We start from the raw sequence: 11,279 nt of genomic DNA, 5'->3' as shown, positions 1-11,279 counted from the left end.
GTCGAATCGAGTCGATTCGACGACCCCTGCGCGGCGCCCGGCCCGAAGCAACCATCCGACTCCCCGGAGGTACGGGATGTTGACGGCACGAAGGCGTGTGGTGGCGACGGCGGTGGTCCTGACCGGATCGCTGCTGATGACCGCCTGCGGGAACTCCGACAGCGGTTCCTCCGACGGGAAGACGCTGCGGCTGTGGCACTACGAGGGCCCGACCAGCGCGATGGGCATCGCCTGGAAGGAGGCGATCAAGGAGTTCGAGGCCACACACCCTGGTGTGAAGGTGAAGTTCGAGGAGAAGAGCTTCGACCAGATCCAGAAGACCGCCCCGATGGTCCTCAACTCCTCGGACGCGCCCGACCTCATGGAGTACAACAAGGGCAACGCGACCGCGGGCCTGCTCTCCAAGCAGGGTCTGCTGACCGACCTCACGCAGGAGGCCACCAAGCGCGGCTGGGACAAGTTGCTCAGCCCGAGCGTGCGCACCACCAGCCTCTACGACACCAACGGCGTGATGGGCTCCGGAAAGTGGTTCGGCGTCCCCAACTACGCCGAGTACACGCTCGTCTACTACAACAAGGACCTGTTCAAGAAGTACGGCGTCGCCGAGCCCAAGACGCTCGCCGAACTGACCGCCGCCATGGACACGTTCGTGGCCAAGGGAGTCACCCCGCTCGCCAACGGCGGCGCCGCCTACCCCGCCCAGCAGTACCTCTACCAACTCGCGCTGTCGAAGGCCGACCGCTCGTGGGTCGACGCCTACCAGCTCTACAAGGGCAGGACCGACTTCCACGACGCGGCCTGGACCTACGGCGCCCAGACCTTCGCCGACTGGGTGAAGAAGGGCTACTTCAGCAAGTCCTCCAGCGGCCAGAACGAGGAGGCCGCCGGTGTCTCCTTCACCTCCGGCAAGGCGCCGATCCTGTTCTCCGGCAGCTGGTGGTACGGCCGCTTCAAGACGGACAACAAGTTCGACTGGGGCACCTTCCGCTGGCCCGACACCAAGCTCACCCTCGGCTCCGGCGGCAACCTCTGGGTCGTACCGAAGGGTTCGAAGAACAAGGACCTCGCCTACGACTTCATCGACATCACCATGTCGAAGAAGATCCAGAACCTGCTCGGCAACTCCGGCGGCGTCCCGGTCGCGGCCGACGCCTCCGCCATCACGGACCCGCAGTCGAAGACCCTGATCGACGACTTCAACACCCTCTCGAAGAACGACGGCCTGGCCTTCTACCCCGACTGGCCGGTCCCCGGCTTCTACGACGTCCTCGTCTCCGAGACCCAGAAGCTGATCACCGGCAGCGAGAAGCCCGACGGCTACCTCAGCGATCTCCAGGAGGCCTACGACAAGGGCGCGCCGAAACAATGACGGCGACCGTCGAACGCACCGCGCGGGCGGTCGGCAAGGGCAGCGCCCCCCGGCCCCCGCGCCGCCCCCGCGACTCCTACACTCTCTTCCTCCTCCCGGGCGCCCTCGCCTTCCTAGCGATCATCGTCCTGCCGTTCGTGATGAACACGTACGTGAGCTTCACGGACTGGCAGGGCGTGGGCTCCCCCGAGTGGTCGGGGCTCGCCAACTACCGGGAGCTGATGGACGATTCCGAGTTCTGGGCGTCCTTCCGGCACAGCCTGTTCATGGTCGTGGCGATGGCGGCGATCCCCACGGTCCTCGGACTGGTCCTCGCCGCCGCCCTGTTCGACCACGTCGGCAAGCACTTCGGCACCCGGATCGCCGCCGTCCTGCGCGCCTGCTTCTACCTCCCCCAGGTGCTGCCGATCGCGGTCGCCGGCATCGTCTGGAGCTGGATCCTCGCCCCCGACAACGGCTCCCTCAACGCACTCCTCAAGGCGATCGGCCTCGGCAGCTGGCAGCAGGACTGGCTGGGCGATCCGGACCTCGCGCTCTACAGCGTCATGGGCGTCATGGTCTGGGTCCAACTGGGCTTCCCGCTGGTCGTCTTCATGGCGGGGCTGCAACGCGTCGACCCGCAGCTGTACGAGGCGGCCGAGCTGGACGGCGCCGGCTGGTGGCGCCGCTTCTGGCACATCACGCTGCCGCAGATCCGCCCGGAGATCTACGTCGTCCTGACCTGGTGCTCGATCGCCGCGCTCAAGGTGTTCGGCGCGGTGTACGTCCTGACCAAGGGCGGTCCCGGCGGCGCCACCGACGTGCCCTCCTACTTCTCCTTCACCACGTTCTTCGAGAAGACGCAGGTCGGCTACGGCGCCGCGATCTCCACCGTGCTGACGGTGATCATCCTCGCGCTCTCCCTGATCGGTCTGAGGCTCCAGGAGAGGACGGACCCGTGACCACCGCCCTGCGCCGCTACCCGGTGCTGATCGCCCTGTGCATCGCGGCCCTGTTCATGGTCGTGCCGTTCCTCATCGTCACGGTCAACGCCTTCAAGTCCCCCACGGAGTACGCCCAGCACGGCCCCCTGAGCCTCCCCGACGGCTTCTACACGGACGGCGTCAAGGACTTCTGGGAGCGCGTCGACTTCGGACGGAAGCTCCTCAACTCGGTGCTGATCAGCGGCTCGGTGGCGGTACTGGCCGTGGTCCTGTCCGTCCTCAACGCCTACGCGATCGGCATCGGCCGCATCAAGGGCCGCACCTGGGTCCTCGCCTTCTTCGTGCTGGCGAACATGCTGCCGCAGGAGGCGCTGGTCTACCCGGTCTACTACCTGAGCAAGGAAGTCGGCCTCTACGACACCAGGTTGAGCGTGATCATCGTGTTCACGGTGATCCAGGCGGCCTTCGGCACGTATCTGCTCTCCGCGGTACTCGGCCAGTTCCCCCGCGAGATCCTGGAGGCGGCCCGGATCGACGGCGCGAACAAGTGGCAGGTGCTGTGGCGGATCGTCGTCCCCGTCAGCCGTCCCACCCTCGGTGTGCTGCTGGTCTTCTTCTTCATCTGGACCTGGAACGAGTTCCTGCTCCCCCTGGTCATGCTGATCTCCAACGACAACCAGACGGTGTCGGTGGCGCTCGGCGTCCTCCAGGGCCAGCGCCTGATGGACGCCACGATGACCAACGCGGCCGCCCTGCTCGGCGTGCTCCCCGCGATCGTGTTCTTCCTCGTCTTCCAGCGAACCCTCACCCGCGGTATCGCCGTGGGTGCCGTGAAGTAAGGACCCCCCACAGATGAAGTTCACCGACGGGTACTGGTTGTTGCGCGAGGGTGTCTCCGCGGCGCATCCGGCCCAGGTCCACGAGGTCGCCGCGGCGGACGGCCGGTTGGACATCCTCGCGCCGACCCAGCCCATCCGCCGCCGCGGCGACCTGTTGAAGGGACCGGTCGTGACGATCAGCGCCCATGCCCCGATACCCGACGTCATCGGCGTCACCTTCACCCACTTCGAGGGCGAGCAGCCGCAGGGCCCCCGGTTCGAGGTCAGGAAAGAGGACTTCACCGCCCACACGGAGTACGACGAGGAGCACGCCACCCTCACCTCCGGCGCCCTGTCGGTCAGGGTGGCCCGCACGGACACCTGGCAGGTCGACTTCCTCGCGGACGGCCGGCTGCTGACCGGCAGCGGCCCCAAGGGCATGGGCATCATGCGGGACGCCTCGGGCGCCCACTACCTGCGCGAGCAGCTCGGTCTCGGCGTGGGCACCTCGGTGTACGGACTCGGCGAACGCTTCGGGCCGCTGGTCAAGAACGGCCAGGTCGTCGACATCTGGAACGCGGACGGCGGCACGGCCACCGAACAGGCGTACAAGAACGTCCCGTTCTACCTCACGGACGCGGGCTACGGTGTCTTCGTCGACCACCCGGGCAAGGTCTCCTTCGAGGTCGGCTCGGAGGCCGTGTCACGCGTCCAGTTCAGCGCGGAGACCCAGGAGTTGACGTACTACGTCATCTACGGGCCCTCCCCGAAGGAGATCATCCGCAAGTACACGGCCCTCACCGGCCGCCCGGCCCTCCCACCCGCCTGGTCCTTCGGCTTGTGGCTGTCGACGTCCTTCACGACGTCGTACGACGAGGAGACCGTGACCTCGTTCATCGACGGCATGAAGGACCGCGAACTGCCGCTGTCCGTCTTCCACTTCGACTGCTTCTGGATGCGCGAGTTCAACTGGTGCGACTTCCAGTGGGACCCTCGGGTCTTCCCCGACCCGGAGGGCATGCTCGCGCGGCTGCACGCGCGGGGCCTCAGGGTCTCCGCGTGGATCAACCCGTACATCGCCCAGCGCTCGCCACTGTTCGCGGAAGGCAAGGCGCTCGGCCACCTCCTGAAGCGCCCCGACGGCAGCGTCTGGCAGTGGGACCTGTGGCAGCCCGGCATGGCCCTGGTCGACTTCACCAGCCCGGCCGCCCGCGAGTGGTACGCGTCCAAGCTGGAGGCGCTGCTCGCACAGGGCGTGGACTGCTTCAAGACCGACTTCGGCGAGCGGGTGCCGCTGGACGTGGAGTGGTCCGACGGCTCCGACCCCGAGCGGATGCACAACTACTACACCTACCTCTACAACCGGACCGTCTTCGATGTGCTGCGCAAGCACCGCGGCGAGGAGGAGGCGGTCGTCTTCGCCCGCTCGGCGACCGCGGGCAGCCAGCAGTTCCCGGTGCACTGGGGCGGCGACTGCGAGGCGACGTACGAGTCGATGGCCGAGTCCCTGCGCGGCGGCCTGTCCCTCGGCCTCTCCGGCTTCGGCTTCTGGAGCCACGACATCGGCGGCTTCGAGGGCACCCCGACCCCTTCTCTGTTCAAACGCTGGCTGGCCTTCGGCCTGTTGTCCTCCCACAGCCGCCTGCACGGCAGCTCCTCCTACCGCGTGCCGTGGCTGTTCGACGAGGAATCCGTGGACGTACTGCGGCACTTCACCCACCTCAAACTGCGGCTCATGCCCTACCTCTACGAGGCCGCGCGCACCGCCCACACCGAGGGGGTGCCGGTGATGCGGGCGATGGTCCTGGAGTTCCCGGACGATCCCGGGTGCGCCCATCTGGAGCGGCAGTACATGCTCGGCCCGGATCTCCTGGTGGCGCCCGTGTTCAACGACTCCGGGGAGGTCTCGTACTACGTCCCCGAGGGCACCTGGACCCATTTCGTGACCGGCGAGACGGTGACCGGCCCGCGCTGGGTGCGCGAGAAGCACGCCTTCACCAGCGTTCCGCTGCTGGTCAGGCCGGGTGCCGTGGTCCCGGTCGGCGCGGTGGACGACCGGCCCGACTACGACCACGCCGACGGGGTGACCCTGCGGGCGTACGGTCTCGGGCGGGGCGAGCAGGTCACGGTACGGGTCGGCGAGGTCGCCTTCACCGTCGTACGCGAGGGGGACACGCTGCGGGCGTCCTGCTCCGAACCCTCGGCGCCCTGGAAGCTGGCCGCGGGCGACCGGGAGGCGCGGGCGCGGGCCGGGACCGGGTTCCTCTCCCTGGAGCTGGGCTGATGGTGAAGATCACCGATGTGGCGCGGCGGGCCGGGGTCTCCCCCAGCACCGTCTCCTACGCCCTCAGCGGCAAGCGCCCGATCTCCGAGGAGACCCGGCAGCGGGTCGAGGAAGCCATCCGCGAGCTGGGCTACCGCCCGCACGCGGGTGCCCGCGCCCTGGCCGGCAGACGGTCGAACGTGCTGGCGCTGGTCGTGCCCTTACGAGCCGGGATCCACGTCCCGACCGTGATGCGGTTCGCGGTGTCCGTGGTGACCACCGCCCGCCGCCACGACCACGACGTGCTGCTGCTGACCCAGGAGGAGGGTGAGGACGGGCTGACACGGGTCGCGGACACGGCGCTGGTCGACGCGCTGATCGTGATGGACATCCAACTGGACGACCCCCGGCTGCCGTTGCTGCGGTCCCTGGACCTGCCGTCCGTGCTGATCGGCTTCCCCGCCTCCCCGGAGGGCCTGACCTGCGTCGACCTCGACTTCAGGGCGGCGGGCGAGGCATGCGTGGAGCATCTGGCCCGGCTCGGTCACCGGTCGGTGGCCCTGGTCGGCTCCCCGCCGGAGGTGTACGTGCGCCGGACGGCCTTCGCCCAGCGGGTGGTCCAGGGCTTCACGGCGGCCGCCGACCGCAGCGGGATGTCGTCCGCCGTGCATCCCTGCGAGCCCGGCGCGGCCCGCGAGGTCGCTGAGCGACTGCTGCGCGAACAGCCCGCGTTGACGGGAGTGGTCGTCCACAACGAGGCCCTCCTCGGGCCCCTGGTCGACGCCTTCGAGCAACTGGGCCTACGGGTGCCGGCCGACCTCTCGGTCACCGCGATCTGCCCCGACGAGCTGGCCGAGTCGGTCCGCGTCCCGATCACCTCGGTGGCGCTGCCGTCGGCGGAGGTGGGTGAGCGGGCCGTGGAGCTCCTGATGAGGAAGCTGGACGGGACGGCCGTACCGGAGTCGACCCTGCTGCCGCCGAGGATGACGGAGCGCGCCAGCACGGGGCGGCGGACGGTTTCCTGACCGGTCGGCGAAGGGCGTACGCGGAAGGCCCGCACTCGGTCGAGTACGGGCCCTCGCGCTGTTCCGGATCCCCCGTCATGCCACCAGGTGCTGTAACTCCGACACCACGAACTCGCCGTACTGCAGCGCCGAGGCGAGTGCGGCCAGCCGTGCGTAGTGCTCCGGCGAGAGCCCTGCGCCGGACGCGGTACCGATCTCTCCCACAGCCCGCAGCAGCATGCGGAACGCGATGTCCGGGGTGCAGCGGCGGACGCACTCGGTCAGCGCGCGACCGACCTCGTCCGGTAGGAAGTCCGCCGTTGCGATCTCGGCGATGACCGTGTCCGCCAGGTCCGTGCCATCCCACTGCGCGGGGAGGGCGCCTGTGTCATCGGCCCCAGCGTGTCTGGAGAGCCAGGTGTCGCACAGGCCGGTGAGCGTCTCCATCCACCGCGTTCCCGAGGTGACACCGGTCCGCCCTCCGGAGAAGAAGGACGGCCCGGTCCCGGTACCGGCCAGCCACAGCACCTCGATCATCGCCGCGGGAAGACGCAGCAACAGCGCCGCGTCCCGCCGGACCGCGACGACGGCCTCCGAGTCCAACTCGTCCCAGAGGTGGTACTCGACCGCCTCGACCGCAGTAGGTCCGTGATGGGTCCAGTCCGGGTGGAACATGCTCATCAGCCAGGTCACACCGAAGTCGGACTCATCGATGCTTCGCACTGTCCGTCACCTCCCTCGGCGCACGCTGGATCATGTGACGCCCAGGGCAGTCCGGGCCAGGACATGACGAAGGCCCCGCTGCCGTGAAGCAGCGGGACCTTCGCCCACATGGGGTTGCCTCTCGGAAGAGGCGAGTGGAGATGGCGGGAATCGAACCCGCGTCCAACGGTGCAGAACCAGGGCTTCTCCGTGTGCAGTTCGCTGCGATTTTCTCGGCCCCGGCGATCACGCGAACAAGTCGCCGACGGGCCCAGTCACTGTTTGGTTTCCCATCGAACCCCGTGACCGGGCTCGATGGTTTAGTCCCCTAGATTATGCCAGGATCCGGGTCGGGAACACTCCCGGGCTGACACCCGTTAGGGCCTTCTCTCACTGCTTATTAGGCAGCGAGGGCGAAGGCGCGGGAATCGCTCTTGGAATTGGCGATTATTGGTTGCGACATATGGTTTACGAGATCATTGCCGCTTCCTCGACACGCTTCCCCTGCCTCAACAGCCGCTGTCGAAACCGATCATCCCCATGTTTTGTTTTCAATGCGCCCACCGACCGCGGCCGGTGTTGACTCCATCGTACGTGACCAACGCACGCCGATGCCACCGTATTCCCGGTGGCCCGGCCTACTGGCCCCGCTCCTTGCGCTTCACCGCCGCGATCGCGCGGTCCGACTCCCGGCGGTCCTGCTTCTCCCGCAGTGTCTGCCGCTTGTCGTACTCCTTCTTGCCTCGCGCGAGGGCGATCTCGGCCTTGGCCCGGCCATTGGTGAAGTACAGGGCCAGCGGCACGATCGTGTGACCCGTCTCCTGTGCCTTCGTCTCCAGCTTGTCGATCTCCTCGCGATGCAGCAGCAGCTTGCGCTTCCGTCGCGCGGAGTGGTTGGTCCAGCTGCCCTGGCTGTACTCGGGGATGTGGGCGTTGTGCAGCCACGCCTCACCGCCGTCGATCTGGACGAACCCGTCGGCCAGCGAGGTGCGCCCCTGACGCAGCGACTTCACCTCGGTACCGGTGAGCACGATCCCGGCCTCGTAGGTGTCGATGATCGCGTAGTCGTGCCGGGCCTTCTTGTTCTGGGCGACCAGCTTCCGCTTGCCGCCCTTCTCGCCGTCCCGGGCCTTGCCGCCCCCGCCACCCTGCTTCGGCTGGGACTCCTTCGGTACGTACATTCCCTTGCTCATAGTGCTGCCCATTTTCGCACTAGAGAGGGGTGCGGAGACCAGTGCTTATCCGGCGGACGGTCAGGCACGGGACGACCGTCTAGTCGCCCAGCCCTCCGATCACCGTCTCCGCCTGCTGGAGGGCCTGGTCGTCCGCCTCCAGATCAGGGGTGATCCCCCGCCCGTCGACACCTCGCCCCGACGGAGTCCGGTAGTGCCCCACGGTCAGCTCGGCCACCGATCCGCCCGGCAGCGGGCTGGGCATCTGCACCGAGCCCTTGCCGAACGTCCGCGACCCCACGACCACCGCCCGCCCCCGGTCCTGAAGGGCCCCGGTGAGCAGCTCGGCCGCGCTCATCGTGCCGCCGTCGACCAGCGCGACCAGCGCCCTGCTGGTGTCCCCGCCCGGCTCGGCGTGCAGCGCCTGCTGCGACCCGTCGACGTCGTAGGTGGCCACCAGTCCCCCGTCGAGGAAGGCGGACGCCGTGGTGACGGCCTCGGCGACCAGCCCGCCGGAGTTCCCGCGCAGGTCGAGGATGATCCCGCCCCCGGCCGGAGCGTCCCGGACGGCCTCACGGACCTCGTCCCCCACACCCTTGGTGAACGAGTCGATCCTGATGACGGTGATCCCGCCGGGGAGTTCCCGGACGGCGACCGAGTCCGTGGACAGCCGGGCTCGCCGGACGGTTTCCGTCCACGCGTGCGTGCCGCGCTCCAGGCCCAGCCGGACCGCCGTGCCGGCGGCCGCGTCCGTGGCGTCGCCGCGCAGTAAGGAGACCACCTCGGTGACCGGATGCCCGTCCACCCGCTCCCCGTCGACACTGCGCAGCCGGTCGCCCTCGCGGATCCCGGCGGCCGCCGCGGGCGAGTCCGAGCTCACCCTGGTCACCTCGATACGGCCGTCCCGCTCGCGCCGCGCCCACAGGCCTACGCCGGTGTACTGGCCGTCGAGGGCCTCCTCGAACTCCTCGTACTCACCGCGGGAGTAGACGGCCCCCCAGCGGTCCCCGCTGCGGCTGACGGCGCGCTCGGCGGCCTCCATGGGGGACTTGCCGTCGGCCAGGGCCTCCTCGGCCGCCTCGGCCACGTCCTCGTGGTGACCCACGGGGGCAGCCGAACGGGCCGTGTCCGACGAGGACTTCCGGCCGCCGCCGTCCGCCTCGGGAAAGGATCCGGTCGCCGCGCCGGCCACCAGCACGCTCGCGAACACCAATGTCAGGGCCGCCCCGCGGCCGATGCGGCGGGGCTGACAGAACAGATCTCGGCCCGACATGCCGGTGAGTCTAGGACAACGCAAGAGGGCCGCACGGCCGGTTGACCGTACGGCCCTCTTGGCATGCGTCACACCTTCAGGTACTTGCGCAGCGCGAAGAACGCGGCCAACGCGGGCATCAGCACGCTCGCGGCCAGGATGAGCGGCAGCTTCGTCAGAACGGCGTCCCAGCCGACGAAGTTGATCAGGTTGAGCTTGGAGGCCAGGGCCATGCCGTGATCGACGGTGAAGTACCGGCCCACGACCAGGAAGACACAGGCGAGCCCGCCGCCGATCGCGCCGGCGACTGCGGCCTCCATGATGAAGGGCGCCTGGATGTAGAAGCCGGACGCTCCCACCAGCCGCATGATCCCGGTCTCCCGCCGACGGCTGAACGCCGAGACACGCACCGTGTTGACGATCAGCAGCAGGGCGACGACCAGCATGAGCGCCATGACGCCGAGCGCGGCCCTGTTCATCAGGTTCAGCATCGTGAAGAGGTTGTCCAGGATGCCCTTCTGGTCCTGCACGGACTGCACGCCGTCACGGCCGTTGAACGCGGTCGCGATGACCTGGTACTTCTCCGGGTCCTTCAGCTTGATCCGGTACGACTCCTGCATCTGGTCCGGGGTGAGGGACGCGGCCAGCGGGGAGTCGCCGAACTGCTCCTTGTAGTGCTTGTACGCCTCGTCCTGCGACTCGTGGATGACCGTCTCGACGACCGACATCTTCTTCAGGTCGGAGAGGACGTCCTTCTTCTGGTCATCGGTCACCGCGCCCTTGGCGCAGTTGGGGTCCGACTCGGCGTCGCTCTTGTTGCAGAGGAAGATCGAGACGTTGACCTTGTCGTACCAGTAGCCCTTCATGGCACCGACCTGGTCGCTCATCAGGAGCGACCCGCCGAACAGGGCGAGCGACAGGGCGACGGAGACGATGACCGCGAACGTCATCGTCAGGTTGCGACGGAGACCGACACCGATCTCGGAGAGTACGAACTGGGCGCGCATGGCGTCTTCTTCAGGCCTTTCCGGGGACTCTACGAACGGCGGTCAGTGCTGGTAGCCGTAGACGCCGCGTGCCTGGTCGCGGACGAGGCGGCCCTTCTCCAGCTCGATGACGCGCTTGCGCATCTGGTCCACGATGTTCTGGTCGTGCGTCGCCATCAGCACGGTGGTGCCCGTCCGGTTGATCCGGTCGAGCAGCTTCATGATGCCGACGGAGGTCTGCGGGTCGAGGTTGCCGGTCGGCTCGTCGGCGATCAGCAGCTTGGGCCGGTTCACGAAGGCCCGCGCGATGGCCACGCGCTGCTGCTCACCACCGGAGAGCTCACCCGGCATCCGGTCCTCCTTGCCGCCGAGCCCGACGAGGTCGAGCACCTGCGGAACGGACTTGCGGATCTCGCCGCGCGACTTGCCGATGACCTCCTGCGCGAAGGCCACGTTCTCGGCGACCGTCTTGTTGGGCAGGAGCCGGAAGTCCTGGAACACCGTCCCCAACTGGCGCCGCATCTGCGGCACCTTCCAGTTGGAGAGGCGCGCGAGGTCCTTGCCCAGGACGTGCACCTGGCCCTGGCTGGTGCGCTCCTCGCGGAGCACCAGCCGCAGGAAGGTGGACTTTCCGGAGCCGGAGGACCCGACGAGGAACACGAACTCGCCCTTCTCCACTTCCAGGGAGACATCCCTGAGTGCGGGGCGGGTCTGCTTGGGGTAGACCTTGGATACGTTGTCGAATCGGATCACGGATGCACCACGGTAGGCCGGGGGTAGATGAGCGTGA

At 68.3% G+C, this 11,279-nt stretch carries 10 protein-coding genes and 1 other RNA gene; 5 read left to right on the top strand and 6 right to left on the bottom strand.

The genetic code is table 11. The annotated features are described in order from the left end of the window. The first annotated feature begins 76 nt into the window (after positions 1–76). The 5 genes from ABZT93_RS36725 to ABZT93_RS36705 are packed head-to-tail and all read left to right on the top strand — an operon-like array spanning position 77 to position 6,398. Positions 77–1,369 carry an extracellular solute-binding protein gene (locus tag ABZT93_RS36725; protein ID WP_356112843.1) on the top strand — a complete coding sequence of 431 codons (1,293 nt, stop codon included), beginning with the start codon at positions 77–79 and terminating at the stop codon, positions 1,367–1,369. After that, positions 1,366–2,310: a sugar ABC transporter permease gene (locus ABZT93_RS36720; RefSeq protein WP_356112841.1), complete on the top strand. Its 945-nt coding sequence runs from the start codon at positions 1,366–1,368 to the stop codon at positions 2,308–2,310. Before ABZT93_RS36725 ends, ABZT93_RS36720 begins: the two co-directional genes overlap by 4 nt. Next, a complete protein-coding gene (locus tag ABZT93_RS36715; protein ID WP_356112839.1) occupies positions 2,307–3,131 on the top strand; it encodes a carbohydrate ABC transporter permease in 825 nt (274 codons plus the stop codon). Before ABZT93_RS36720 ends, ABZT93_RS36715 begins: the two co-directional genes overlap by 4 nt. A gap of 13 nt (positions 3,132–3,144) precedes the next feature. After that, the gene (yicI, locus tag ABZT93_RS36710; protein WP_356112838.1) at positions 3,145–5,394 is read left to right on the top strand and encodes an alpha-xylosidase; all 2,250 of its coding nucleotides are present in this window, start codon (positions 3,145–3,147) and stop codon (positions 5,392–5,394) included. Beyond that, positions 5,394–6,398 carry a LacI family DNA-binding transcriptional regulator gene (locus ABZT93_RS36705; RefSeq protein WP_356112836.1) on the top strand — a complete coding sequence of 335 codons (1,005 nt, stop codon included), beginning with the start codon at positions 5,394–5,396 and terminating at the stop codon, positions 6,396–6,398. The genes yicI and ABZT93_RS36705 overlap by 1 nt, the downstream gene beginning before the upstream one ends. A gap of 75 nt (positions 6,399–6,473) precedes the next feature. Here ABZT93_RS36705 and ABZT93_RS36700 read toward each other — a convergent pair whose 3' ends face one another. The 6 genes from ABZT93_RS36700 to ftsE all read right to left on the bottom strand — a co-directional run bounded on the left by ABZT93_RS36700 (position 6,474) and on the right by ftsE (position 11,242). Next, the gene (locus ABZT93_RS36700) at positions 6,474–7,100 is read right to left on the bottom strand and encodes a hypothetical protein (protein ID WP_356112834.1); all 627 of its coding nucleotides are present in this window, start codon (positions 7,098–7,100) and stop codon (positions 6,474–6,476) included. A 132-nt stretch (positions 7,101–7,232) separates the two neighbouring features. Continuing rightward, positions 7,233–7,619: a transfer-messenger RNA gene (ssrA, locus tag ABZT93_RS36695) on the bottom strand. Between the two features lie 98 nt (positions 7,620–7,717). Then, entirely contained in the window at positions 7,718–8,260 is a 543-nt protein-coding gene (smpB, locus tag ABZT93_RS36690; protein WP_007382420.1) for an SsrA-binding protein SmpB, read from the bottom strand. 91 nt (positions 8,261–8,351) lie between these two features. Next, the gene (locus tag ABZT93_RS36685) at positions 8,352–9,524 is read right to left on the bottom strand and encodes a S41 family peptidase (RefSeq protein ID WP_356112832.1); all 1,173 of its coding nucleotides are present in this window, start codon (positions 9,522–9,524) and stop codon (positions 8,352–8,354) included. A 68-nt stretch (positions 9,525–9,592) separates the two neighbouring features. Beyond that, positions 9,593–10,510 carry a permease-like cell division protein FtsX gene (gene ftsX / locus ABZT93_RS36680; RefSeq protein WP_356112830.1) on the bottom strand — a complete coding sequence of 306 codons (918 nt, stop codon included), beginning with the start codon at positions 10,508–10,510 and terminating at the stop codon, positions 9,593–9,595. A gap of 42 nt (positions 10,511–10,552) precedes the next feature. Continuing rightward, a complete protein-coding gene (gene ftsE / locus ABZT93_RS36675) occupies positions 10,553–11,242 on the bottom strand; it encodes a cell division ATP-binding protein FtsE (RefSeq protein ID WP_007382424.1) in 690 nt (229 codons plus the stop codon). Positions 11,243–11,279 lie beyond the last annotated feature (37 nt).

Source organism: Streptomyces sp. NPDC005303 (assembly GCF_040607335.1).
In the GTDB taxonomy this organism is placed as follows: Bacteria; Actinomycetota; Actinomycetes; order Streptomycetales; family Streptomycetaceae; genus Streptomyces.
The sequence above is the reverse complement of the archived record's forward strand: the minus strand, read 5'-3'. Positions and strand labels throughout refer to the sequence as shown.

Excerpts from the sequence above, each read along its gene's own strand:
- yicI (WP_356112838.1), top strand. The coding sequence starts at position 3,145 with ATGAAGTTCACCGACGGGTACTGGTTGTTGCGCGAGGGTGTCTCCGCG.
- ABZT93_RS36705 (WP_356112836.1), top strand. The coding sequence starts at position 5,394 with ATGGTGAAGATCACCGATGTGGCGCGGCGGGCCGGGGTCTCCCCCAGC.
- ABZT93_RS36685 (WP_356112832.1), bottom strand. The coding sequence starts at position 9,524 with ATGTCGGGCCGAGATCTGTTCTGTCAGCCCCGCCGCATCGGCCGCGGG.
- smpB (WP_007382420.1), bottom strand. The coding sequence starts at position 8,260 with ATGTACGTACCGAAGGAGTCCCAGCCGAAGCAGGGTGGCGGGGGCGGC.
- ABZT93_RS36720 (WP_356112841.1), top strand. The coding sequence starts at position 1,366 with ATGACGGCGACCGTCGAACGCACCGCGCGGGCGGTCGGCAAGGGCAGC.
- ABZT93_RS36725 (WP_356112843.1), top strand. The coding sequence starts at position 77 with ATGTTGACGGCACGAAGGCGTGTGGTGGCGACGGCGGTGGTCCTGACC.
- ftsX (WP_356112830.1), bottom strand. The coding sequence starts at position 10,510 with ATGCGCGCCCAGTTCGTACTCTCCGAGATCGGTGTCGGTCTCCGTCGC.